This window comes from Bradyrhizobium sp. CCBAU 051011, from assembly GCF_009930815.1.
Classification (GTDB): domain Bacteria; phylum Pseudomonadota; class Alphaproteobacteria; order Rhizobiales; family Xanthobacteraceae; genus Bradyrhizobium.
Genome location: NZ_CP022222.1, coordinates 417,885 through 443,211, shown reverse-complemented (window position 1 = coordinate 443,211; position 25,327 = coordinate 417,885). Strand labels below are relative to the sequence as shown.

Here is a 25,327-nt window from a genome sequence, read left to right as displayed (position 1 = left end):
AGTAGTCCACTTGTACGGGTCATGGGCTCGCCGTAGATTCGTCGCTGTATGAATCGCTCGAATCCCCGTTTAAAGGAACGAACGGCATGTGGGCCTTCTTTGAACGTCTGCTCGATTCATCGATGTTTGCGCCGCATGGAATATGCCTGCTGTGGGAACCCCAGCTGATCTGGCTCCATGTTGCCTCTGACGTCATCATCGCCGCTGCGTATTTCTCGATCCCAATCGCGCTTTCGATCTTCGTCTCGAAGCGCCGCGATGTCGATTTCGGCTGGGTCTTCTGGGCATTCGCGCTCTTCATCATGGCTTGCGGCGTCGGCCATGTGATGTCGATCATCACGCTCTGGTATCCGGTCTATGGCATCGAAGGCATCGTCAAGGCGATGACCGCCGCAGCGTCGATCGTGACGGCGGCGATGCTGTGGCCGCTGTTGCCGAAAGTGCTCGCGTTGCCTTCGCCGTCGCAGTTGCGGGCGGCCGAAATCGCGCTGGCTCAGGAAGGCATGTACCGCCGCGAAGCCGAGGACATGCTTCGGCAGTCGCAGAAGATGGAGGCGATCGGGCATCTGACCGGCGGTGTGGCGCACGATTTCAACAATCTGCTCACGATCATCAGCGGCAATCTCGAGATCGCCGATCGCTGCTTGCATTCATGGAGCGATGCCACGCGCGAACGGCTGACACGGGTGATCGCCAACGCCGCGAACGGCGCGCAGCGCGCGGCGATGTTGACGCAGCGGTTGCTCGCATTCGCGCGCCGGCAGCCGCTCGATCCGAAACGGACCAACGTCAACCAGCTGATCGCCGGCATGTCGGATTTCTTCAGGCGGACGTTAGGTGAGACGATCGACCTTGAAGTCATCGGCGGCGCCGACCTCTGGCAGGTCGAGGTCGATCCCAGCCAGTTGGAGGCGGCGATTCTCAATCTCGTCGTGAATGCCAAGGACGCCATGAACGCCAAGATCTCGGGCGCGATGGCGGGCAGCGGCAGGCTGACGATCGAGACCAGCAATGTCTCCGTTGACGAGGGCTATCCGCAACGGAACGCAGGCGTGCCGCCGGGCGAATATGTGCTGATCGCGGTGAGCGATACCGGCGCAGGAATGCCGCGAGAAGTCCAGGAGAAGGCGTTCGATCCGTTCTTTACGACCAAGCAGCCGGGGCATGGCACCGGCCTCGGATTGAGTCAGGTCTACGGCTTCGTCAAGCAATCCGGCGGCGAGATCAAGATCTACAGCGAGGTTGGACATGGAACGGCAATCAGGATCTACCTGCCCCGTGCCGCTGCCGCACCCGAGATCGCCGGACAGGGCGAGGGCCCTCTTGTCGGCAGTTCGGGAAGCGAAACCGTCCTGGTGGTCGAGGACGAGTGCGATGTGAGATCGTATCTGGTCGAGACGCTGAAAGACCTGAACTACCGGGTTCGCGAGGCGGCGAACGGCGCGGCCGCGCTCGCCTTGTTCGATGCCAATCCGTTCCGGATCGATCTGTTACTGACCGACATCGTGATGCCCGGCCTCAATGGCCGCGAACTGGCCGACCAACTGCATCATCGCCAAGCCGGCCTGCGGGTCTTGTTCATGACCGGCTATTCGCGGGATGCGATCGTGCATCAGGGGCGGCTGGACCCCGGCGTGTCGCTGCTGCAGAAGCCGGTCACCCAGGCCTTGCTGGCGGCAAGGATCAGGGAAATCCTCGACAAGTCGTAGATCGACGGGTCGGAGCGTTGCGCCTTGGCGATTTGTATCCGCCAATAGAAAATCCGCCTGCCGCAGGTGGCAGGCGGATCGATTTTACAAGACCTCACTTCGCGGCGGTCTTGGTGTCCATGTTGACGACCTGAACGCGGCGGTTGGTCGGGTCCATCGGCGCATTCGCATCCTTCGGCTTGGTCTTGCCATAGCCGACGGTCACGAGATTGGCGCCAGCGATGCCGTACTTCTCGGTCAGGTATCGCTTGATCGTATCGGCCCGGCGCTCGGAAAGATCCTGGTTATACGCCTCGCCGCCGATCGCATCGGTATGACCGGCGACCACGAAGGTCGAACCCTTCAGGGTCGAATCGGACAGCGCCTTGCCGAGTTCCTGCACGGCGGAAACCGAATTCTTGCTGATATCGGCCGAGTTGTAGTCGAACTGGATTTCGAGATCGATCTTCGGCTTGCTCGCGGCAAGTTCCGCGATTTCCTGGCGCTCGCCGAGTGACAGCGACCGGGTCTTGCGGTTGCGGAGCGAGTCGACGAAGTTGGTTTCCTTGGCCTTTGCGGCAACGTCCACCGGCTGCTGCGGGCCGGTCGAGAGGCCGCGGGTCACGCCGGCCTTCGGCTTCAGGGCGTCGAGAATTTTGTCAGCCGAGACGGTGTCGCCGGCGACAGCGACGCCCGCCGTCATCGATAGCGCGGCGCCGATGGTCATGATGGAAACAAAGCGGGTCATTGTCTTAATCCTCAGTTGTTAACGCCTGCAAACCGGCGTGCATGACGTTTTGATGCTGCGAGGATAGGACGGGTTCAAAGCGGGCAATGTGACTCAGATCACATTGGCTAACGCCGGCTTTCTGTAGGGAGCGTACTTTTCAATAGGCGCTGCAAGGCGTTGAAGGCCGCGCAAGGTCGCCTTGCTTGCCGTCGTGTTGTCTGCGGATCGATTCATCCGACGTTGCTTGAGTGATTTGAGTCACGCGTCGATCGGCGGAACGGGTCGCTGATTTTTCCAAAGACACTACTCCGGCAAAGCTTCCGGCAAGTCGAGACCACGCGTGCTCGAAGCATGGCGGTCCCAACGCCCTGCAGCACGTAGTTCTACGGTGCGCGGCGTGTCATCCAGCCAGTTGAGTCAATTGCGCTGTCGATTTCAGCAAAGAAAAAAGATGGACCGTCGCGTCAGCGCCGATCTGTGGACAACAAAACGGCCAGATGCGCTTCTAGCAGAACGACTCACAAAAAATCCGAATACAAATCGTTCGGCGCAACCAAACGGACGGGGCGGGTGTTACAGTCAGTCAAGCGTCAGCGTGAGTATCAGGGTTATCGCACCAGCGCGTCGGAGCCTGCCGGTTCCGGAAGTTCAATGCCAACACTGATCGGCGCGGCGATGATCGCCGCTGCAATTTTGCTGTCGACGCTGATCAACGCGCTCGGCGGCCGCTATGTCGGGTTCGAAAGCCCGACGGAGGAAAGCGCGTGGCTGGTCGATCGTCTCACCGGCCAGGTCTACAAATGCCATGCGCCCCAGCCGGGTCGCGCCTCCTGCGAGGCCGAGATCGCAACCGGCAGCGTGGGAGAGCGGCAGAAGCGGTGAGGTGAGTTCGCACCGCGAGGCGGCGATCGGGGAACCCGGGACTCCCAAGGCGCGCGAATCCCGATACATTGCCGCGCGATGCTCCGCGCGACCGAACCCCGTTCCCTGACCAAGCTTGAGGCCCGGCGAATCTGGCTGCAGGCTCAGCGGCTCGATACCAGCGAGCCGTTCGGCGCCGGACCGGCCGCGGTTGCGGCGGCGGTGGATCATCTCGGCTACGTGCAGATCGACACCATCCACGTCATCGAGCGTTCTCATCATCACATTCTCTATAGCCGCATCCCGGCTTACACCCGCGCCGACCTGCGCCAGGCGCAGAGCGTCGACAAAAGCGTGTTCGAGTACTGGACGCACGCGCTGTCCTATGTGCCGGCGAAGGATTTTCGCTTTTTCGTTCCGGCGATGCGGGAGCACCGGCGCGAGGGTCACCGCTGGTTTGCGTCCGTCAAGCCTGAGGACACCCGCAAGGTGATGCGGCTGTTGCGGCGCGACGGCCCGCTGACCATCCGCGACATCGAGGACGACGTTCTGACCGAGAAGGAACATCTGTGGCAGAGCCGCAAACCCTCGAAGCGGGCGCTGCAGCTTGCCTTCTACACCGGCGAGGTGACGATTTCCGAACGCAACGGTATGCTCAAGACCTATGAGCTGATGGCGCGGCACTTCGGCTGGGACAAGCCGCCGAAGCCGGCAAGGTCGGCGGAAATCACCGCCTATCTGCTCGAGCGCGCGTTGCGCTCCCAAGGCGTCGTCAGCCTGGATTCCATCTGCCATCTCGACGCGCCGAGCAAGCCCGCGGTGCGGCGGCTGATCGAGGCGCGGGTGCGGCGCAAGGAACTGGTGCCGGTCGCGCTCGAAGGCGCCGGCAAGCAGGAACATTGGGCCCGGCCGGAAGTGCTGGAGGCGAAGCTGTCAGTGGAGGCCGGTAATGGCCCGGTGCACATTCTCTCGCCGTTCGATCCGCTTGTTATCCAGCGCAAGCGTACCGAATTGTTCTTCGACTACGGCCACCGCTTCGAAGCCTATGTGCCGAAAGAGAAACGCCTGTTCGGCTATTTCGCGCTTCCCGTGCTGGTCGGCGAAGACATCGTCGCCGCGATCGATATCAAGACCGATCGCCAGAACAAGAAGCTGCTGATGCAGAAATGGAGCTGGGTCGGCAAGGGCGCGGCGAGGGCGGCACGCAAGGACTACAAGCGCCGCATCGAGGAAGAGCTGCACCGCTTCCAGCGGTTTCAGTTAGCGGACTAGGGTTTCCGTTTAGGAACCCGCCGCTGCCGGGTTTGTTAGTTCCATGCTGCAAAGCCGCCGGGGAGGCGACATGGACAAGGACAAGTCAATTCTGGAAAAATTCACCGACACGGTGAAGGAAATCGCCAGCACCGCGACGGAAGCCGCGAGCCAGGCGTTGAAGACCGATGAGGCGGGCTTGAAGCCTGACGAACGCGCGGCGGTCTATGTCCCCCTCGCTGCCGATGGCCTCGTTTCCGATCCCCTGATGGCGCCGCCGGTTGCAGCCGCGCCCGAGCGTCGGAAGCGCACGGCGAAGAAGCGGAGCAGTGCGCCGGCAGCTAGGGCGAGGAAAGCCGGCGCTGCCAAGGCACGAACTGCCAAGGTTCGAAATGCGAAGGCTTCCTCTGCCAAGACTCGAACCGCAAAAAAGGCGACGAAAAGGTCGGCCGCCGGGAAATCGAGCAACCAAAAATCAAGGCCTGCGAGCAAGACCGCGAGAGGCCCGAAGAAGACCACAGCAAAGAAGAAGCGCCAGAAAGCTCGACGTGCCTGATGCGGGCGGGTCGAGGGTAGCGAAAGCCGTGGAGTGCAGCGATCCGGGGAGCCTCGCGCGGGCTGAGGGCTCCGTCCCCCGAGATTTATTGGGCAGATCTGGACTAAGCATCGAGCCGGCCCGGGAGGCATCTCTCCGGAAAGCAATTACCTCTTAACTTAACTTTCCTTCACGAATTCATGATCAGTGACGAATGTTGACAATCGTCAGTGAGCATTCGATACTCTTCACCAGATCCTGCGATGGAGAGTCCGATGTTCGCCCGTTCCGTTTTCTCTAGCTATTACAGGCTGTTGACGGGAGCTTCGTTGGCGTTTGCGGTATTCGCGTTGGCCGGCTGCAATGAAAAGGCGGCGGAAACGGCCGCTCCGGGCCGTCCGGTTCTGGTCGCGACCGTGAAATACGCGGCTGAGACCCCGGAACGCAGCTTCGTCGGCACCATCCGGCCCAGGATCGAAACCGACATGGGTTTCCGCGTCCCCGGCAAGGTCGCCCGGCGCTTGGTCGAGGTCGGTCAGACCGTGGATGTCGGCCAGCCGCTCGCCACCCTCGATGAAGTCGATCTGAAGCTGCAGGCCGAGCAGGCCGAGGCTGAATTCCGCGCCGCGACCGGTGTGCTGGCGCAGGCGAGCGCCTCCGAACAGCGCGCCAAGGATCTGCGCGCCAAGGGCTGGACGACGGATGCGCAGATGGACCAGAGCCGCGCGGCCGCCGATGAGGCGAGAGCGCGCTATAACCGCGCCGAGCGGCAGGTCGAACTTACCAAGAACTCACTCTCTTACGCGACGCTCCTCGCCGATACCCGCGGCGTCGTCACCGCAACCTTGATCGAACCCGGCCAGGTCGTGGCTTCCGGCCAGACCGCGATCCGCGTCGCCCGCTTTGCCGAGAAGGAAGCCGTGGTCGCGATCCCCGAAACGCTGGTCGGCCGCGCCAAGTCCGGCACCGCCAGCGTGACGCTGTGGTCAGACTCGGAAAAGAAATACACCGCGAAATTGCGCGAGATCGCGCCATCGGCCGATCCGGCAACCCGGACCTATCTCGCCAAGTTCTCGCTGCCTGAGGCCGACGACAAGGTCTCGCTCGGCATGACCGCGACGCTGACGCTGGCGGATGCGGCCACCGAGCGCGTCGCAAAACTGCCGCTGTCGGCGCTGTTCAGCCAAGGCAGCAATCCCTCGCTCTATACCGTCGACGATGCCGGCGCGGTGAAGCTGCAGCCGGTCATTGTGAAATCCTACGAGAGCAATTCGGTCGTGATCTCCGGCGGCGTCAGCGATGGCGCCAAGGTGGTCGCGCTCGGCGTGCAGAAGCTCGATCCGGCCCAGAAGGTCCGGGTGGTGTCGTCGCTGTCGTTCTGAGTTTTCCGCCGTCATTGCGAGCGCAGCGAAGCAATCCATTTCGCCGCGTGGAAGCATGGATTGCTTCGTCGCTTCGCTCCTCGCAATGACGGTACCGTATTTGGCAATTGGGTTATCGTCGGAGAGTGACATGAAGCGCTTCAATCTCTCGGGCTGGGCGGTGAGCCATCCGACCCTGATCCTGTTCTTGATGATCGTGCTGGGTGCTGCCGGTTTCTTCTCCTATGAGCGGCTCGGCCGCGCCGAGGATCCGTTCTTCACGGTCAAGGTGGTCAACGTCTCGGCGATCTGGCCGGGCGCGACCGCGCAGGAGATGCAGACCCAGGTCGCCGATCCCATCGAGAAGAAGCTGCAGGAACTGCCGTTCTTCGAGAAGGTGCAGACCTATTCGAAGCCCTCGTTCACGGCGATGCAGGTCACGTTCAAGGATTCGACCCCGCCGAAGGACGTGCCCTACCTGTTCTATCTGTTGCGCAAGAAGCTTGCCGACGTGCAGGGCCAGTTGCCCGCAGGCCTGCTCGGCCCGAACGTCAACGACGAATTCTCCGACGTCGATTCCATTCTCTATATGATGACCGGCGACGGCGCCGACTATGCGCAGTTGAAGAAAACGGCTGAGGGCATGCGCCAGCGGCTGTTGAAGGTCACGGGTGTCACCAAGGTCAATCTCTACGGCACCCAGGACGAGCGCATCTTCGTCGAGTTCTCGCATGCCAAGCTGGCAACCCTCGGCATCACGCCGCAGGCGCTATTCGATTCTCTGGCCAAGCAGAACAACGTCACGCCGGCAGGCACGGTGGAAACCTCCTCGCAGCGCGTGCCGCTGCGCGTCACCGGCGCGCTCGACGGCGCCAAGGCGGTCGCGGAAACTCCGGTCGAAAGCAACGGCCGCGTGTTCCGGCTCGGCGATATCGCCACCGTCACCCACGGCTTCGTCGATCCGCCGACCTTCGTCGCGCGGCAGGAAGGCAAGCCCGCGATCGGCATCGGCGTGGTCACCGCCAAGGGCGCCAACATCCTCGAGCTCGGCAAGGACGTCGAGAAGGCGACCAACGAATTCATGAAGGCCGTGCCGCAGGGCATCGAGGTCGAGCAGATTGCCGATCAGCCGAAGGTTGTCGAACGCGCGGTCGGCGAGTTCGTGCATTCCTTCGTCGAAGCGCTGGCGATCGTGCTGTTCGTCTCCTTCGTGGCGCTCGGCTGGCGCACCGGCATCGTGGTTGCCATGTCGGTGCCGCTGGTGCTCGCCATCGTCTTCATCGTGATGAACGCGATGTCGATCGACCTGCACCGAATCACGCTCGGCGCGCTGATCATCGCGCTCGGCCTTCTGGTCGACGACGCCATCATCGCGGTGGAGATGATGGTGGTGAAAATGGAACAGGGCTGGGACCGCGTCCGCGCGGCGTCCTTTGCCTGGGAATCAACTGCGTTTCCGATGCTCACGGGGACGCTGGTCACGGCCGCTGGCTTCCTCCCCATCGGCTTTGCCAATTCGGCGGTCGGCGAATATGCCGGCGGCATCTTCTGGATCGTGGCGATCTCGCTGGTCGCTTCCTGGTTCGTCGCGGTGATCTTCACGCCCTATATCGGCGTCAAGCTCTTGCCCAACATCGCCGTGCATCACAACCACGATCCGCACGCGATCTACGAGACGCGGATGTATCGCGGCCTGCGCGCTGTGGTGCAGTGGTGCGTCGATCACCGGATCAAAGTGGTTGCGGCCACCGTTGGCGTGTTCGCTCTTTCGATCGTCGGCTTCGGTCAGGTCCAGCAGCAGTTCTTCCCGCTGTCGGAGCGGCCTGAGCTGTTCCTGCAGTTACGTCTGCCCGAGGGCACGGCCTTCAACGTCACGGAGAAGTCCGTGAAGAAGGCCGAGACGCTGCTCAAGGACGACAAGGATATCGCGACCTATACCTCCTATGTTGGTCAGGGTTCACCGCGCTTCTGGCTCGGCCTCAATCCGCAACTGCCGAACGAGGCCTTTGCGGAGATCGTCATCGTCTCGAAGGACGTCGAGGCCCGCGAGCGCATCAAGGCGCGGCTGGAGAAGGCGGTTTCCGAAGGCGAATTGAGCGAAGCGCGCGTGCGCATCGATCGCTTCAACTTCGGCCCGCCGGTCGGCTTCCCCGTGCAGTTCCGCGTCATCGGCCCCGACGCCAATACCGTTCGCGACATCGCCTACAAGGTGCGCGACGTGATGAAGCAGAATCCCAACGTCGTGGAGCCGCAGCTCGACTGGAACGAGCAGTCGCCCTACCTCAAGCTCGTGGTCGATCAGGACCGCGCCCGCGCGCTCGGTCTCACGCCGCAGGACGTCTCGCAGGCGCTTGCCATGCTGATCTCGGGCGCGCAGGTCACGACCATCCGCGACGGCATCGAGAAGGTCGGCGTGGTCGCCCGCGCGATCCCGTCCGAACGGCTCGATCTCAAGAGCGTCGGCGACCTCACCGTGACCTCACGCAACGGCGTCGCCGTGCCGCTGCAGCAGATCGCCAAGATCGAGTATTCCCATGAGGAGCCGATCATGTGGCGGCGTAACCGCGACATGGCGATCACGGTGCGCACCGACGTCGTCGACGGTGTCCAGGCACCCGACGTCACCAACCAGATCTGGCCGAAGCTGAAGGAAATCCGCGACCATCTCGAGCCGGCCTACCGGATCGAGCCGGGCGGCGCGTTCGAGGAATCCGCCAAGGGCAATGCCTCGATCTTCGTGCTGTTTCCGCTGATGGTCATGGTGATGCTGACGCTGCTGATGATCCAGTTGCAGAGCTTCTCGCGCCTGATCCTGGTGTTCCTGACCGCGCCGCTCGGCATCGTCGGCGCTTCGCTCGGCCTCAATGTCGCCAACCAGCCGTTTGGCTTCGTGGCGCTGCTTGGCCTGATCGCGCTGGCCGGTATGATCATGCGCAACGCCGTGATCCTGGTCGATCAGATCGAGGCGGATGTTTCTCAGGGCTTGACACGCAAGGAAGCCATCGTCGAAGCCACCGTCCGCCGTGCCCGCCCGGTGGTGCTGACCGCGCTGGCAGCGATTCTGGCCATGATTCCGCTGTCCCGCTCCGCTTTCTGGGGGCCGATGGCGATCACCATCATGGGCGGGTTGTTTGTTGCAACCTTCCTGACCTTGCTGTACCTGCCGGGTCTTTACGCACTCTGGTTCAGGAAGAGCCTGGAGGAAAGCGGCCAGGCCGAGCAACCTGATCTTGCGGCGCAGCATGAGGCCAAGTTGCATCCGAAAGGACCACACGCGATTCCGCTTGCCGACGCCGCAGAATAATTGAACATTGAGAGCTGACATGACGCTTATTTCTGAACACGTCGAGACGGATACCCGGGAAAAGATTCTCGTGGTGGCGGAGCGTCTGTTCAGGCAGATGGGCTACCAGAAGACGACGGTCGCCGACATCGCCAAGGAACTGCGGATGAGCCCCGCCAACGTCTATCGCTTCTTCGATTCGAAGAAGTCGATCCACGAGGGCGTGGCTCGCACGCTGATGGGCGAGGTCGAGGTCGAGGCGCGGCGGATCGCAGCCCAGCCCGGTCCGGCGAAACCTCGCTTGCGCGAGTTGCTCAAGACCATCAATCGGATGAACACCGAGCGCTATGTCGGCGATTCCAAGCTGCACGAGATGGTCGAGATCGCGATGGAGGAGGATTGGGACGTCTGTGTCGCCCATATTGAATGCGTTACAGATATCATCGGCCAGGTGATCGCACAGGGCGTGGCGTCCGGCGAGTTTGAGGCGCCTGATCTGCCTTTGGCAGCGCTGTGCACCTGCACCGGCATGGTCCGCTTCTTCCACCCGCAGATGATCGCGCAGGCCGTCAACAAGCCCAGCGCAACGATCGACCAGATGATCGATTTCCTTTTCCGGGCTCTTGAGCCGCGCAAGGCGAATTGAGCTCTTCGCCACTTGACTCCGTCGTCATTGCGAGCGAAGCGAAGCAATCCACTGGCTCCGCGCGACGCGGCCTGGATTGCTTCGTCGCTTTCGCTCCTCGCAATGACGGAAGAGTCCCGGCGTGACGACCAAAGACCTGCACTTTTACGAGCCGAAGAACGGCCACGGCCTCAAGCACGATCCCTTCAACGCCATCATCGCCCCGCGCCCGATCGGCTGGATTTCCTCGCGCGACGGCAGCGGCAACGTCAATCTGGCGCCCTACAGCTTCTTCAACGCCTTCTGCTACGTGCCGCCGATCATCGGCTTCTCCTCGACCAATTGGAAGGACAGCGCGGGCAATATCCAGGACACCGGCGAGTTCGTCTGGAATCTCGCCACCATGGATCTGGCGAAGCAGATGAACGCGACGGCGGCGCACGTTGCCCGCGACGTCGATGAGTTCAAGATCGCAGGGCTCACGGCCGCGCCCTGCAAGCTCGTCAACGTGCCCCGAGTGGCGGAAAGCCCTGTGGCCTTCGAGTGCAAGCTGACGCAGATACTCCAGTTGCAGGGCAAGGACGGCGAGAAGGCGCAGGCCTGGGTGACGTTCGGCGAAGTCGTCGCGGTCCACATCGACAAGACCTTCATCAAGGACGGCGTCTACCAGACCGGGCTGGCCCATCCGATCGTCCGCGCCGGCCGCCGGGGCGATTATTTCGAGATCAAGCCGGAAAACATGTTCGAGATGATCCGGCCGGATTGATCTTTCTTCTCCCTTACCCGGGTTACGCTTCGCTACACCCGGGCTACGCTTCTGAACCGACGGCTGCAGGGAACTCCGGCCCGTCGAAATCTTTATCGTCCGTATTTGGGAGATTGCCGATGATCCGCTGGTTTGCCGGGCTGTTTCTGCTCGCCTGCTTCGCCGCGCCGGCCGTTGCCGGCCCCGACGCGGCAGCGATCAACAATGCTGAATTCAAGGGCAAGCTGCCGGCCAACGGCAAGATCGATCCCGTCATCGTCAAGGCTCAGGTGCTGCTTGACCGCGCCAATTTCTCCCCGGGCGAGATCGACGGCAAGCTTGGCGAGAATGCCCAGAAAGCCCTGAAGGCGTTTGCCGAATCCAAAGGCTTGGCCGTAAACAAGCAGCCCCTGACTTCCGAAATCTGGGCCGCTTTGCTTGCCACCGGTTCGGATCCGGTCGTCGTCGATTACAAGATCGCGGACAAGGACGTCAAAGGCCCGTTCCTGAAGAAGCTTCCTGAGAAGATGGAAGACCTGAAAGACCTCAAGTCGCTGGACTACACCAGCCCGCGGGAAGCCCTCGCCGAAAAGTTTCACATGAGCGAAGCGCTGCTCGCAGCTCTTAATCCCGGCAAGAAATTCGACGAGGCCGGACAAACCATCGCGGTGGTCAACGTCCCGGCCAAGGAGGGCAAGCCGGCCGTGACGCGTGTCGAGGTCGACAAGGCGTCTCAAACCGTCAGAGCCTTCGCGAACTCCGAACTGATCGCATTTTTTCCCGCGACCGTGGGCAGCGAGGAGAAGCCGAGCCCCGGCGGCGTCCTCAAGGTGATCTCGATCGATGCAAATCCGTATTACCGGTACAATCCAGATTACAAGTTCAAGGGAGTCAAATCCAAGCGAGCCTTCAAGATCAGGCCCGGCCCCAATAATCCCGTCGGGTCGCAATGGATCGGACTTTCAGAGGAAGGATATGGCATTCACGGGACGCCCAACCCGTCTAAAGTCAGCAAGTCAGAGTCCAATGGCTGCGTGCGCCTCACCAACTGGGACGCCGACAGGCTGGCAATGCTCCTGAAGAAGGGCACCGAGGTGGCGTTCATCGAACGCGAAGCGGCCAACAGGAAGTGATTTCTCGTCGCCACCAACCATCATTTGCAATAGCACGTGCGAATGGTGAAGATGCCGCCATGTCGTTCGCTTCCATAAGACGGAGCACTCGCAGCCTCTACGAGGGCGCGACGCCGGAGGGCGTCCGTTTTCGCTATGCGCTGCTGGTGTTTGATATCGTAACTGTCCTGTTCATCATCGCGACGTCGTTTCTGCCTTCGAATGAAATCACCGAAACGCTCGACGTTCTGTTCGGGGTCGTTATCCTTGCGGATTTTTCCGCGCGATTGCTGGTCAGCCGGCATCGGCTGCGCGAATTCACCCGCTTCTCGACCTGGACGGACATCGTCGCGATCATATCATTCCTGGCGCCGCTGGCGGGAGAAGCCGGCGGCTTTCTTCGCGTGCTCAGGACGCTGCGATTGTTGCGCGACTACCAGATGCTGGCGCGTCTGCGCGAAGACAGCAATTTCTTCCGGCGCAATGAGGAAGTCATCTTTGCGGTCACCAACCTCGCGGTATTCATCTTCGTGATGACTGCGATCGTTTACGAGACGCAGAAGTTTCGCAATCCACAGATTGCGAACTATGCGGACGCGCTGTACTTCACGGTGACCGCGCTGACGACGACCGGCTTTGGCGACATTACCCTGTCGGGCACGACCGGCCGCATGATTACGGTCGTCATCATGATTTTTGGCGTGACCCTGTTTTTCAATCTCGCCCGCGCGCTGCTGACCCCGCACAAGGTGCGGTTTTCCTGCCCCACCTGCGGATTGCAGCGTCACGACAGCGATGCGGTCCACTGCAAGGCATGCGGCAACGTGCTGAATATTCCCGACGAAGGTTTGACGTAGCGCAGCGACCGGATCAATTGTCCGTGGCGAATGCGTCGTAAACCAGCTTCTTGAAGGCGGGCAGGATGCGGCCCCGTTCGTTCTGGGTCTGCTCCAGCATGATGTAGATCATGTTCAGGTGAGGATCGACCCCGAAATAGGTGCCGCTGCCGCTATCCCATTTGAGTTCGCCGATCGAACCCGGCGGCGGCTTGGCGTTTCCCGGATCGGTGCGTACGGCAAGGCCATAACCATAGCCGAAGCCATCGCCGGGAAAGTAGAAATAATCCCGCGCAACGCCGGATGTCGGCCCGACATGGTCAGATGTCATCGCCCTGAACGCCGCCGGGCTGAGGTAGCGTTTGCCGTCGAACTCCCCGCCGTTGAGGATCATCTGGGCAAAGCGCGCATAGTCGTTCAAGGTCGAGACCAACCCGCCGCCGCCTGACTCCCATTCGGGATGGGCGCGCCGTTCAGCCTCTGAATCCTTCAGGATGGTGTCGTTCGGCAGCGGCTCCGCCATCCGGGCGTGTTCGCCGGCGCTTTCGAGAGCGTATTTGGTGCTGGTCATGCCGAGCGGATCGAAGATGTGCTGCTTCTCGAATTGATAGAGCGTCTGTCCGGAGACAATCTCGATGATGCGGCCGAGCACATCGGTCGAATGGCCGTAGCGCCAAAGCGTGCCGGGCTGTCTTGCCAGCGGCAACCTGGCCATGCGCTCGGCAAACACCTTGTTGTTGTACCTGCCGTCGAAAAGGCCGGAGCCCTTATACGCTTTATCGATCAGCTTGCCGCCGATGTAGTCGTAGATGATGCCCGAGGTATGGCGCAGCAGGTCCTCGATCGTCACCGGCCGGTCCGGTGGGACAAGTTTCAGAAAGGGCGTCCCGTCAGCCGCGGCAAACGCCACTCCTACCTTGACGTCGGCAAATGCCGGAATGAATTTTGAGGCGGAGTCGGCGAGCGAGAGCTTGCCTGCGTCGATCAGCATCATGGCCGCGACGCTGGTGATCGGCTTCGTCATCGAATGAAGCGCAAAGATCGTGTCTGATGACATCGGAGTTTTGGTCTCGACATCCTGGACGCCGAAACATTTCAGATAGGCCAGCCTGCCGTGCTGCTGGATCAATATAACGGCGCCCGGCAGCTTTCCGGTCGCGACCTCATTATTGAAAAATTCAGTGATGCGCTCGAGCTTGTCTGGAGATGGCGCGGGGATGCTGGCCGCCTGGTTGGCTGCGGCCGTGCTGGTCCACATCGCCAACGACAAGACCGCGGCAAGAAGCCGTCCGGCGCGCGATCCTGCGGTGCAATGCAATATCCGTCGCATCGGCATTTTCATTTTGTTGTCCCGCGGACAGAGGACTTGCCGGAGGAGTTCGACGAGCCGTCGAATGATTAGCATGTCGCCTGCCTGATCGCCACGTGGGCAATTGCCCCAAGTGATGACGGCGGAGCCCCCACGACAGACATTCGTTTGGACGAGGTATTGCCATGATCGACTGCGAGCTTGATTAGGCGAGTGCGAATCCAAAGCGGGCTCTCGCAACCGGACGCGGTCCGGACTAACCTCAAGTTGCCAGGCCGGATCAACGGCCGGCAAACACATTTGGGAGGACGCGATGACGCGCCATGAGGAGTGCGATTCAGAAGCCACCATATCGCGACGAACGCTTGTCCAGGGTTTGGCGGCATGTGCAGGCGCCGCCGCCACCGGGATAGGCAGCGCATTGGCCCAGACCGGCCCCGTGGCGCCGCCGTCGACAGTCACCAGCCCGCCGCGCGATTTCAGTCCGCGCGGCGCCCCCCGACCACCTACTTCTGGGATCCCGACATCATCGCCGTCGACCCGTCCTTCAACGACCTCGCCCAGCCCAACACCGCGATCAAGCGTCTCATACCGGACTGTTGTGGGCGGAAGGCCCGGCCTGGAGCTCGCAGGGGCGCTATCTGCTGTGGAGCGACATCCCCAATAACCGGCAGATGCGATGGTCGGAGGACGACGGTCACGTCAGCGTCTTCCGCACGCCGTCCAACAACAGTAACGGCAACTCGTTCGACTTCCAGGGGCGGCAGCTCTCCTGCGAGCATCTGACCCGGCGCGTTGTGCGCTACGAGCACGACGGCACCGCGACCGTGCTGGCCGATTCCTACAATGGCAAGAAGCTGAATTCGCCGAACGACGTCGTCGCGCATCCGGATGGCAGCTACTGGTTCACCGATCCGCCCTATGGCGGCCAGCTCTACGAGGGCGAGCCCGACGTTGCTGGAGGACCGAGCAATTCCGCCGGCAAGCTCAATCCAAGGATCGGCCAGCCAGCCGGTTTCGTGCCGGGCAAGCGCGAGCTGCCGACCAATTGCTATCGCATCGATCCGTCCGGCCGCATCGATCTCGTCGTCACCGAGGAGCAGGTGCCGGATCCCAACGGCCTTTGCTTCTCGCCCGACTATAAGAAGCTCTATGTCGCAAGCACCGGCAAAGGCCCAGGCGATACCGGTCCGGGCGGCAAGGGCGACATGTTCGTGTTCGATGTCGGCACCGACAACAAGCTCACCAACCACAAGCGGTTCAGCGACTTCATGGTCGACGGTGTGAAATGCGGACCGGATGGCGTGCGCTGCGACGTCAACGGCAATGTCTGGTGCTCCAGCAATGCCGGCCGCGCCGTCGGCTACAGCGGCGTCACGGTGTGGTCGCCGGATGGCAAGCTGATCGGTCGCATCCGCCTGCCCGAAGTGTGCGGCAACATCTGCTTCGGCGGACCGAAACGCAATCGCCTGTTCATGGCTGCGAGCCAGTCGCTCTACGCGGTGTACACTGCAACGCAGGGGGCGGGACCGGGCTGAGCGGTTCTTGGTTCAATTTTGCGATCGGGCACCGGCGCGAGCCGGAGGCCCGATCGTTCGAAGCGATTGCTCGCAACGGCGGGGTGGAGCAGCTGCCGCGGGGTTGTCTCGCTAGTCGATCCGCGGCGATTCATTAAGATTTGTCACAAATAGGCAACTGGCAGCCAACCGTTTGGGCAAAAGCTGGGCGCCCTTAAACCTCGCTTTGATGACGCGCGATGCACCTTCCCTCCAAAGAAGGGGAAGGCTCGTATACCAATGCCCATATTCAAATATTTTACCGTCGTCGGATCGACGCTGCTCGTATTCCTGTTTGCTTCGAACGCTTACCTCACTGACGACGAAAGCAATTTGCGGTTCGACGGATCGCTCTATGGCAGCGCTCTCTATGCACCTCGCGTCGAAGAAACCCGGACGACGGCGGAGCTTCGCTTTACCCGCGACGTGACGCCGGCCGTTCGCGTTAGGGAAGTGTTTGCCGTGTTCGTCCCCAACGAACGACGACGCCACAAGCGCGACTCGTAAGAAGTTCGCCCGCTGGTCGGGCCGGCAGCGCCGCGGGACCATCCTGCAACGTCCGTCTTCAACCGCCGGATAATGCAAGTCGTGCTGGAACGGGTCCGGGACATCAGCCGTTAATCTCCCGGTTTATCAATTTCGCTTCATTCCGGCCGCTAACGGCCCCGAATTCCGAGCTTTTCAGCTAGAATGAACTGACGTTTGGCCAGGTGAGGCGCGGTGTCGCGCCCCGATCATGAGGAGGTCGCCATGAGCTTCCGCCGCGATTTCATCAGCAAGCCGATCTTCGCTTTCGCGCGCGGCGCCATGCCCGCGATGTCCGATACCGAACGCGAGGCGCTGGAGGCGGGCGATGTCTGGTGGGATGCCGACCTCTTCACCGGCAATCCCGACTGGTCGAAATTGCTGGCGACTGCACCGGCCACTTTGACCGAAGAGGAGCGGACGTTCCTGAACGGCCCCGTCGACGAGCTCTGCGCCATGCTCGACGAGTGGAAGATCAATTGGGAATGGCGCGATCTGCCGCCGGCGGCGTGGGCCTTCATCAAGCGCCACAAATTCTTCGGCATGATCATTCCGAAAGAATTTGGTGGACTCGGCTTCTCGCCCTATGCGCATTCGGAAGTGGTGCGCAAGCTCTCCTCGCGATCACTGACCGCAGCGGTCACCGTAATGGTGCCGAACTCGCTCGGGCCCGGCGAACTATTGATGCGCTTCGGCACCACGGAGCAGCAGCAGCGATGGCTGCCGCGCCTTGCCGAAGGCACCGACATTCCCTGCTTCGGGCTGACCAGCCCGGAAGCCGGCTCCGATGCGGCCTCGATGGTCGACACCGGCATCATCTGCAAGGGCAATTTCGAGGGGCGTGAAGTGCTGGGCCTGCGGCTCAACTGGCACAAGCGTTACATCACGCTCGGTCCCGTCGCGACGCTGCTCGGTCTCGCCTTCAAGGCCTATGACCCCGATCATCTCGTAGGCACCGAGGAAGAACTCGGCATTACCGTCGCGCTGATCCCGACCGATCTGCCCGGCGTCGACATTGGCCGCCGCCATCTGCCGGCGATGCAGGTGTTCCAGAACGGCCCGAACTGGGGCCGCGATGTCTTCATTCCCATGGACTACATCATCGGCGGGCAGGAGCGGCTCGGGCAGGGCTGGAAGATGCTGATGACGGCGCTCGCCGCCGGCCGCGGCATCTCGCTGCCGTCGCTCTCGGCGGCAGGCGCGGCCTATGCGGCGCGCACCACCGGCGCCTATGCCCGCATCCGCGAGCAGTTCGGCATTTCCATCGGCAAGTTCGAAGGCATCGAGGAGCCGCTCGCCCGCATCGCCGGCACCGCCTACCTGCTCGACGCCGCGCGTCGGTTGACCTGTGCGGCGCTCAACCAGGGGCATCACCCAGCGGTCATTTCCGGCATCATGAAGTTGCATGCCACCGATCGGATGCGGATCGTGATCGACGACGCCATGGACATCCATGGCGGCAAGGCCGTCATCGACGGCCCGCAGAACTATATGGGCAGCCTCTATCGTGCGGTGCCGGTCGGCATCACCGTCGAGGGCGCCAATATCCTCACGCGAAATCTCATCGTGTTTGGCCAAGGCGCGATCCGCGCACATCCATTCCTGCTCGACGAGATGAATGCACTGGGTGAGGCCGACCGTGCCAAGGGCCTGGAAGCCTTCGACAAGGCGTTCTGGAGCCATGTCGGCCACAGTTTCAAAACCATGTTCCGCGCCTGGGGCCGGAGCTGGACCGGCGGCATGTTGGCGCCGGCGCCCGATGCCGGCGAGGCGACGCGGTTCTATCGCCAGCTCTCGCGCTATTCGTCGGCGTTCGCGTTGTGCGCCGACATGGCGCTGTTGACGTTGGGCGGCGCGCTCAAGCGTAAGGAAATGCTCTCGGCGCGGTTCGGCGATATCCTCTCCGAGCTCTATCTGCTGTCGGCCGCGTTGAAGCGCTGGCAGGACGAGGGACGCCAGCAGGCCGATTTCGCCGCACTCGAATGGTGCATGGCGAGCGGCTTCCGCACAATCGAAAACCGCTTCGCCGAAATCCTCGCCAACCTGCCGAACCGGTTCGTCGCTGTGATCCTGAAATTCCTGATCCAGCCGTTCGGCGCAAAGGTGACCGGGCCGTCCGACCGTGTCGTGCATGAATGTGCACAGCTCGTGCTGGAGCCGTCGGCAGCACGCGACCGGCTCACCGCCGACCTGTCAGCCGTCGATGATGACGGCGGTATCGCGCGGCTGGAAAAGGCGTTCCGTCTGGTCACGGCGGTGGAGGACGTCGCAAAGCAGATGCGCGCGGCGCGCCTTCATGACTGGAAGGAGGCGGTGAAGAAGGGCGTCATCACCCAGGCGCAGGGCGAGAAGCTGGCCGCCGCGCATGAGGCGGTTGCCAAAGTGATCGAGGTTGATGATTTCGCACCTGAGGCATTGTCGCCGATTTACAGGAAGGGCGCCGACGTGCATCAGTTCTTCCAGGAACTGGGTGAACAGAGGGCGGCAAGCTGATGGCGCGACCGGTTTTTATCGTCGACGGCAGCCGGACGCCGTTCCTGAAAGCACGCTCCGGCCCCGGGCCGTTCACCCCGGTCGATCTCGCAGTACAGTGCGGCCGGCCGCTACTGGCGCGGCAGCCCTTTGCGCCTGACGCCTTCGACCAGGTCATCCTCGGCTGCGTCAATGTCATTGCCGACGAGATGAACCCCGCGCGCGTCGCTGCGCTGCGGCTCGGCATGGGCGAGAAGATGGTCGCCTTCACCGTGCAGATCAATTGCGGCTCCGGCATGCAGTCGATCGATACCGCTTACCGCTACATCCGCGAGGGCGTCTCGGACCTCATTCTTGCCGGCGGCGCCGAAGCGCTGAGCCACGCCCCGCTGGTCTGGCCGCAACAGGGCGTGCGCTGGTTCGCAGGCCTTGCCGGAGCCAAGGGCATCGGCGCCAAGATCATGGCCGCGCTCAAGGTGAAGCCGAGCTATTTCAAGCCGATCATCGGCCTCGAGCGTGGGCTCACCGACCCTATCACCGAACTGAATATGGGCCAGACCGCCGAAGTGGTCGGGCATTTGTTCGGCGTGACCCGCGCGCAGTCGGACGCCTATGCCGCCGAAAGCCACCGGCGGCTGGCGAAGGCGCAATCGGAAGGCTGGCTCAAGGGCGAGGTCGAAACCGCATTTGCGCGCGACGGCAAGTTCTACGATCATGACGATGGCGTGCGGCCGGACTCGACGCCGGAGTCGCTGGCAAAGCTGAGGCCGGTGTTCGAACGTCCCTGGGGCAAGGTCACCGCCGGCAATTCCTCGCAAATCACCGACGGCGCCTCCTGGGTGATCCTCGCGTCCGAAGAGGCGGTGGCGAAACACGGACTGGTGCCGAAGGCGGTTATTCTCGACAGCCAGTGGTCGGCGCTCGATCCCGGCATCATGGGCCTTGGCCCGGTGCTGTCGGCGACCGAGCTTCTCAAGCGCAACGAGCTGACGCTTTCCGATATCGAGACCTGGGAATTGAACGAGGCGTTTGCGACGCAGGTGCTGGGCTGTCTTGCTGCCTGGAACGACGAGAAGTTCTGCAAGGAGATTCTGGGTCTCGACGGCGCGGCGGGTCAACTCGACCAGACCAGATTGAACGTCGATGGCGGCGCGATCAGCCTCGGCCATCCGGTGGGGTGTAGCGGCAACCGCATCGTGCTGCATCTCGTCAATGCCATGAAACGGTTGGGCACCAGGCGCGGCATCGCCACCGAATGTATCGGCGGCGGGCAGGGCGGCGCAATGCTGATAGAGACGGTGTGAGCATGGATAGCCAGATCATGAACGTTCTCGGCGATCGCGTGCTCGAACTCGGGCCGACGCCCAGCGCTGACAGCCCGTACAGGAATTTCAAGCTGACGCGCGATGCCGATGGCGTCGCTTGGCTGTTGTTCGATCGCGAGGGCACCAGCGCCAATACACTGTCGGCTGACCTGCTCGAAGAGTTGGACAAGATATTGTCCGAGCTGGAAGGCCAGCGTCCCACAGGTCTCGTGATCCGCTCCGCCAAGAAATCCGGCTTCATCGCCGGCGCCGACGTCAACGCGTTTCGCGGCGCGACCGACGTAACCGCAGTCGAAACCGAGATCGGCCGCGCGCACGCGGTGATCGACCGCCTCGAAGCCTTGCGGGTTCCGAGCGTGGCCGTGATTCACGGCTTCTGCCTCGGCGGCGGCTTGGAGGTGGCATTGGCTTGCCAGATGCGGATTGCGATCGAGGACGCGCGGTTCGGTTTCCCCGAGGTGATGCTCGGCCTGCATCCCGGCCTCGGCGGCACTGTGCGCTTCACCCAGCTCGTCAATCCGATGCAGGCGATGCCGCTGATGCTGACCGGCAAGACCATCGATGCGCGCCGGGCAAAGTCGCTCGGGTTGGTCGACGCCGTGACGCAGGAGCGGCATGTTCGCAATGCGGTGAAGGACGCCGTGTCCGGCCGCCTGAAGCGCGCGCAGCCGGGGCCGCTCAACACTATTCTGAGCCTCGGCCCCGTCAGGGGATTCCTCGCCGGACGGATGCGCCGCGAGGCCGCCAAGGCTGCGCCGGAAGCGAACTATCCCGCGCCTTATGCGCTGATCGATCTCTGGGAGAAGCACGGCGGCGACCGGCGGGCGATGCTGAGCGCGGAGAAGACGTCGTTCGCCAGATTGATGGGGACGCCGACCGCGCAGAACTTGATCCGCGTATTCTTCCTGCGCGAGCAGATGAAGAAGCTTGCCGGCAGCGGCAATAAGATCGAGCACGTTCACGTCATCGGCGCCGGTGCCATGGGCGGCGACATCGCCGCCTGGTGCGCCGGGCAGGATTTGCGGGTGACGCTAGCCGACATGAAGCCGGAACCGATCGCGGGCGCGATCAAGCGCGCCGCCGATCTCTACGGCAAGATCCTGCGCAAGCGCACGGCCGTGCGCGATGCACTGGACCGGCTGATGCCGGACATGCAGGCCGAAGGCGTGCGGAACGCCGATCTCATCATCGAGGCGGTGCCGGAAAAGCTTGAATTGAAGCAGAAGGTCTACGCCGGCCTCGAGCCGAGAATGAAAGCGGGCGCGATCCTCGCCACCAACACCTCGAGCATCCCGTTGCAGGACCTGCGCACCACGCTGCAAAGGCCCGAGCGGCTGCTGGGCTTGCACTTCTTCAATCCGGTCTCGCGGCTGCAGCTCGTCGAAGTCGTCAGCCATGACGGCACCGATGCGCAACTCCTGAAGGAGGCGCTGGCTTTTGTCGGCGCCATCGACCGCCTGCCGCTGCCGGTGAAGTCTTCGCCCGGTTTCCTCGTCAACCGCGCGCTGACGCCCTACATGCTGGAAGCGATGGTGATGCTGGACGAAAAGATCGACAAGACGGTGATCGACGCCGCCGCCAAGAAGTTCGGGATGCCGATGGGGCCGATCGAACTGGCCGATCAGGTCGGCCTCGACATCTGCCTCGACGTCGGCGATATGCTGCGCTCGAAATTCGGCGACATGCTGCCGCCGACGCCGGCATGGCTGCGCGAAAAGGTCGCCAAGGGCGAACTCGGCCGCAAGACCGGCAAGGGCTTTTATACCTGGAAGGACGGCAAGGCCGACACCGGCGGCATGTCCGTGATCTCGGAGCCGTCGGCGGAAATGATCGATAGGCTGATCCTGCCGATGTCGAATGTCTGCGTCGCCTGCTTGCGCGAGGGCATCGTCGACAACGCCGACGTCGTCGACGGCGCGGTCATCTTCGGCACCGGCTACGCGCCGTTCCGCGGCGGTCCCTTGAACTATGCGCGAACCCGGGGCGTGGAGAACGTGGTCTCGACGCTGGAAGCGCTGACCGACAAATTCGGCGGCCGGTTTACGCCCGATGCCGGCTGGGAGACGTTCAAGTGACGGAGACGCATGTGCACGCGCCGGCCGACACCGAAACCGAGCCGCGCGGCGAGCTCTGCATCCGCACGCTGGCGATGCCGGCTGACACCAATGCGAATGGCGATATCTTCGGCGGCTGGCTGCTCAGCCAGATGGATATCGGCGGCGGCGTAGCTGCTTCCAAAATCGCCAAATCCCGCACCGTGACGGTGGCGATCGAGGCGATGAATTTTCGCAAAGCCGTCTATGTCGGCGATCTCGTTTCGGTCTACGCCAATCTGGTGCGGGTCGGGCGCACCTCGCTCACGATCCATCTCGAAGCGTGGGTCGTGCGCCGCAAGGAGTTGCAACAGATCCTGGTGACCGACGGCAATTTCACTTACGTCTCGATCGACGACAACGGCCGTCCGCAGCCGGTTGGAGCGGACGGCGTGATTAAGACCTAAAATCTTACGGGCAGGGACGCTCGTAGCCGTCGCGGCCGATGAACGTGCCGCGGCGCGGATCGTAGGTCGACGAGCGCATGCAGCGCGGCGTGTCGTCGTAATAGCGGGGCGGCGGCGGTGCGTATTGTGCCTGGACGCCGCAATAGCGCGGCGAAACTGCCTGCCAGCCGCCGGGCTGCTCCACATAGCAGCCGCCCTGATACCAGCGATAACCGCCGGGCCGTGGCTCGCCCTGGGCGCCGATTGCGGCCCCCGTCGTGGCACCCACGATCGCGCCGACCGCTGCGCCTCGGCCACCGCCGAGCGCGCCGCCGACGATCGCGCCCGCGGCGCCGCCGAACAGTGCGCCGCCGAGCGTGCTTTCCTGCGCCGCCGCCTCCTGGAGCGGCGCGCAAACCGCCAGAGCGACCAGCATCGAGAGCGCGAATTTCGGCATCATGTCAGTTCTCCGGCCATTTTGGCGATTCGCCAGCGTATTCCACGCCCAGCTTTGACATAAACCGACCTCACGACGCAACGGTGAAGGGGAACAATTAGCCCTGCAACCCGTTGTAAGCCCGGAAGAAATCAGAGGCTGGGTCATGTCGGACACCTATATCATCGAAGTCGGTTCGCAGCCGGCGGGGATCATCGTGCGCGCGCCGGAAGGCTATCGGTTCTTTGCCGCCTCGCACCGCTTCAACCAGTTGGAAGGTCAGATTTTTCGCAACGCGCGGGAGGCCGAGCGCGCGGCCTGCCGTCTCGCCAGCGGGATGATGCTGGCGGCTTAGCCGCCAGCGCCGGTCGTGTGCAGGTCAGAGTTTGGTGGCCGCCCGCGATAGCAGTTTCCAGTCGTTGCCCTGCTTCTGCCAGTTCATCAGGATGTGCAGGTTCTGCGGCGTCTTCTTGCCGTCGGTGAACTCCTGCTCGCCGACGAAGTTGAAGCGCACGATGGCGGTCGGGCCGACGACGCGGATCGTGGGATCCTTGTATTCGAGCGACGTCCATTTGTAGTTGGCCTTGGCGACGCCGTCGAGAAGCGCCGCCTTGGTGTCGACCTTGGCGTTCGAGTGGCTGTAGCTAAGTTCTTCGGCGCAGAGTGAGGCGATCCCTTCGGCATTGCCAGCGGCCTGCGCCGCACGGAAGGCTTCGACGTTCTTCGCAATGGCATCCTCGTCCGCACCGGCAAACGCGGGGACGACGCTCATGAGCCCAAGTGTCAGCCCAAGTGCGAGTACGGGCAGGGCGAGCTGACGCCGATCGATCTTCATGGTTTCCTCCATTTTTTGAGTTGTGCGGCACTCTTTCAGCCATCTGTCGTTTTGTCGAGCGCCGCGTACTACTTCGCTTGCCTTAACCAGTTTCCCTGTTTCGGCCCGTCGGCTGCCCGTGCGGCCGATCTCCCTCGTTGACCGCGACGCCAATCAGCCGCACCATGACGGCAACTTTGTGCCCCAAACTGTCCTCGTGCCCCAAAGTATCTCAAGGGTGCCGCCATGGCCGGACTGTCCCACCGCCAGACTGAGATCCTGAACATCGCCCGCGCCTTTGGTCGGGTGATGGTGGAAGACCTCGCCAAGCGCTTCGAGGTCTCGGCGCAGACCATCCGCAAGGACCTCAACGACCTCTGCGACCAGCGCTCGCTGACCCGTATCCACGGCGGCGCGATCATCGCCTCCGGCGTCGAAAACCTCGCCTATGAGGCGCGGCGGTTCGTGGCAGCGGAGGAGAAGCGGGCGATCGGCATCGCCGCGGCGTCGCGGATTCCGAACGGCTGCTCGCTGTTCATCAACATCGGCACCACGACCGAAGAAGTTGCGAGCGCGCTGACCTCGCATGAGGACCTGCTTGTCATCACCAACAATCTCAACGTCGCGATGCTGCTCTATCGGCATCCGCGCATCGAGGTGATCGTGGCGGGCGGTGCGGTGCGCCGCGCCGACGGCGCGGTGATCGGCTCGACCGCGATCAGCCTGATCGGCCAGTTCAAGGTCGATTACGCCATCATCGGCGCATCCGCGATCGACGAAGAGGGCGCGCTCTTGGACTTCGACTATCGCGAGGTGCAGGCGGCGCAGGCCATCATCGCCAACGCCCGCAGCGTCATGCTGGTCGCGGACTCGACAAAACTCCGCCGCAGCGCGCCGGTGCGCATCGCCCATCTCAGTCAGATCCAGACTTTTGTGACCGACGCGCCGTTGCCGGCAGGACTTGCCAACATCTGCCACCATCGCGGCATCGAGGTGATCGAGGCGATGGAGAAACCGGCGGCGGATATCGATGAGCCAGGCGAGTCAGCCGCGGTGGTGCGGTTGAAGTAGTGCAGCGCGCCCGTCCGGGCCTCATGGTTCGCGACGCGTGGTTTCACCGCGCTCCTCACCATGAAGGTCTAAGGTCTTCCATTCAGGAAGGCTGTGCCTCCTGCTTGGCACCAGGGAAGTCTAAGACCTCATCCTGAGGAGCCGCGCAGCGACGTCTCGAAGGGTGCAGCGCGGCCTATCCAACTCTCTCGAAGCGGATTCTCCACGCCTGGTTCCACTTAACTTCGCTTTCGTCTTGCTTTCGTTTTTGTTTGTGATTAACTCAGATCCGAAAGTAAAATCGCCGAAGTGAAGAGGCGATCGCCGGGGAAGC

At 62.6% G+C, this 25,327-nt stretch carries 20 protein-coding genes and 2 pseudogenes; 18 read left to right on the top strand and 4 right to left on the bottom strand.

All coding sequences use genetic code 11. From position 1 onward, the window contains the following. The first annotated feature begins 86 nt into the window (after nt 1–86). Nucleotides 87–1,709, top strand: coding sequence for a response regulator (locus tag ACH79_RS02120; protein WP_161849541.1), 1,623 nt, complete (start codon nt 87–89; stop codon nt 1,707–1,709). Between the two features lie 94 nt (nt 1,710–1,803). On the opposite strand, the gene ACH79_RS02115 is transcribed toward ACH79_RS02120, so the two are convergent. Further along, nucleotides 1,804–2,436, bottom strand: coding sequence for an OmpA family protein (locus tag ACH79_RS02115; protein ID WP_161849540.1), 633 nt, complete (start codon nt 2,434–2,436; stop codon nt 1,804–1,806). Nucleotides 2,437–3,069: 633 nt separating this feature from the next. Here ACH79_RS02115 and ACH79_RS02110 point away from each other — a divergent pair. From ACH79_RS02110 to ACH79_RS02070, 9 genes are all read left to right on the top strand, one after another. After that, nucleotides 3,070–3,300, top strand: a complete 231-nt coding sequence (locus ACH79_RS02110) for a hypothetical protein (RefSeq protein WP_161849539.1) — start codon at nt 3,070–3,072, stop codon at nt 3,298–3,300. A gap of 78 nt (nt 3,301–3,378) precedes the next feature. After that, nucleotides 3,379–4,551, top strand: coding sequence for a winged helix-turn-helix domain-containing protein (locus tag ACH79_RS02105; protein ID WP_161849538.1), 1,173 nt, complete (start codon nt 3,379–3,381; stop codon nt 4,549–4,551). A gap of 70 nt (nt 4,552–4,621) precedes the next feature. After that, a complete protein-coding gene (locus ACH79_RS02100) occupies nt 4,622–5,086 on the top strand; it encodes a hypothetical protein (RefSeq protein ID WP_161849537.1) in 465 nt (154 codons plus the stop codon). A 254-nt stretch (nt 5,087–5,340) separates the two neighbouring features. After that, nucleotides 5,341–6,447, top strand: a complete 1,107-nt coding sequence (locus tag ACH79_RS02095; protein WP_161849536.1) for an efflux RND transporter periplasmic adaptor subunit — start codon at nt 5,341–5,343, stop codon at nt 6,445–6,447. 130 nt (nt 6,448–6,577) lie between these two features. Then, nucleotides 6,578–9,730, top strand: a complete 3,153-nt coding sequence (locus ACH79_RS02090) for an efflux RND transporter permease subunit (RefSeq protein WP_161849535.1) — start codon at nt 6,578–6,580, stop codon at nt 9,728–9,730. Nucleotides 9,731–9,749: 19 nt separating this feature from the next. Continuing rightward, nucleotides 9,750–10,355 carry a TetR/AcrR family transcriptional regulator gene (locus tag ACH79_RS02085; RefSeq protein ID WP_161849534.1) on the top strand — a complete coding sequence of 202 codons (606 nt, stop codon included), beginning with the start codon at nt 9,750–9,752 and terminating at the stop codon, nt 10,353–10,355. A gap of 121 nt (nt 10,356–10,476) precedes the next feature. Continuing rightward, on the top strand, nt 10,477–11,100 hold the full coding sequence (locus tag ACH79_RS02080) for a flavin reductase family protein (RefSeq protein ID WP_161849533.1): 624 nt from the start codon (nt 10,477–10,479) through the stop codon (nt 11,098–11,100). A 119-nt stretch (nt 11,101–11,219) separates the two neighbouring features. Further along, on the top strand, nt 11,220–12,212 hold the full coding sequence (locus ACH79_RS02075; RefSeq protein ID WP_161849532.1) for a L,D-transpeptidase family protein: 993 nt from the start codon (nt 11,220–11,222) through the stop codon (nt 12,210–12,212). A 59-nt stretch (nt 12,213–12,271) separates the two neighbouring features. Next, complete coding sequence (locus ACH79_RS02070; RefSeq protein ID WP_161849531.1) at nt 12,272–13,048, top strand: potassium channel family protein; 777 nt, start codon at nt 12,272–12,274, stop codon at nt 13,046–13,048. Nucleotides 13,049–13,061: 13 nt separating this feature from the next. On the opposite strand, the gene ACH79_RS02065 is transcribed toward ACH79_RS02070, so the two are convergent. After that, on the bottom strand, nt 13,062–14,285 hold the full coding sequence (locus ACH79_RS02065) for a serine hydrolase (protein WP_161856169.1): 1,224 nt from the start codon (nt 14,283–14,285) through the stop codon (nt 13,062–13,064). A gap of 364 nt (nt 14,286–14,649) precedes the next feature. Between ACH79_RS02065 and ACH79_RS02060 the strand changes: the two are divergent. From ACH79_RS02060 to ACH79_RS02035, 6 genes and pseudogenes are all read left to right on the top strand, one after another. Then, nucleotides 14,650–15,874: pseudogene (locus tag ACH79_RS02060) on the top strand (SMP-30/gluconolactonase/LRE family protein). 258 nt (nt 15,875–16,132) lie between these two features. Continuing rightward, nucleotides 16,133–16,399: a hypothetical protein gene (locus ACH79_RS02055; protein WP_161849530.1), complete on the top strand. Its 267-nt coding sequence runs from the start codon at nt 16,133–16,135 to the stop codon at nt 16,397–16,399. 243 nt (nt 16,400–16,642) lie between these two features. After that, nucleotides 16,643–18,910: an acyl-CoA dehydrogenase gene (locus tag ACH79_RS02050; protein ID WP_161849529.1), complete on the top strand. Its 2,268-nt coding sequence runs from the start codon at nt 16,643–16,645 to the stop codon at nt 18,908–18,910. After that, a complete protein-coding gene (locus ACH79_RS02045) occupies nt 18,910–20,193 on the top strand; it encodes an acetyl-CoA C-acetyltransferase (RefSeq protein WP_161849528.1) in 1,284 nt (427 codons plus the stop codon). Before ACH79_RS02050 ends, ACH79_RS02045 begins: the two co-directional genes overlap by 1 nt. A gap of 2 nt (nt 20,194–20,195) precedes the next feature. Then, nucleotides 20,196–22,289, top strand: a complete 2,094-nt coding sequence (locus ACH79_RS02040; RefSeq protein ID WP_161849527.1) for a 3-hydroxyacyl-CoA dehydrogenase NAD-binding domain-containing protein — start codon at nt 20,196–20,198, stop codon at nt 22,287–22,289. Further along, the gene (locus ACH79_RS02035; protein ID WP_161849526.1) at nt 22,286–22,714 is read left to right on the top strand and encodes an acyl-CoA thioesterase; all 429 of its coding nucleotides are present in this window, start codon (nt 22,286–22,288) and stop codon (nt 22,712–22,714) included. Before ACH79_RS02040 ends, ACH79_RS02035 begins: the two co-directional genes overlap by 4 nt. 139 nt (nt 22,715–22,853) lie before the next feature. Here the strand turns inward: ACH79_RS02035 and ACH79_RS02030 are convergent. Continuing rightward, nucleotides 22,854–23,153, bottom strand: a pseudogene (locus tag ACH79_RS02030) (glycine zipper domain-containing protein); the annotation flags it as partial. 142 nt (nt 23,154–23,295) lie between these two features. On the opposite strand from ACH79_RS02030, the gene ACH79_RS02025 reads away from it, so the two are divergent. After that, nucleotides 23,296–23,484: a hypothetical protein gene (locus ACH79_RS02025; RefSeq protein ID WP_161849524.1), complete on the top strand. Its 189-nt coding sequence runs from the start codon at nt 23,296–23,298 to the stop codon at nt 23,482–23,484. A gap of 24 nt (nt 23,485–23,508) precedes the next feature. Here the strand turns inward: ACH79_RS02025 and ACH79_RS02020 are convergent, their stop codons facing one another. Next, the gene (locus tag ACH79_RS02020) at nt 23,509–23,964 is read right to left on the bottom strand and encodes a nuclear transport factor 2 family protein (protein WP_161849523.1); all 456 of its coding nucleotides are present in this window, start codon (nt 23,962–23,964) and stop codon (nt 23,509–23,511) included. Between the two features lie 225 nt (nt 23,965–24,189). Here ACH79_RS02020 and ACH79_RS02015 point away from each other — a divergent pair, with 225 nt between their 5' ends. Beyond that, complete coding sequence (locus ACH79_RS02015) at nt 24,190–25,014, top strand: DeoR/GlpR family DNA-binding transcription regulator (RefSeq protein WP_161849522.1); 825 nt, start codon at nt 24,190–24,192, stop codon at nt 25,012–25,014. The last annotated feature ends 313 nt before the right edge of the window (nt 25,015–25,327 follow it).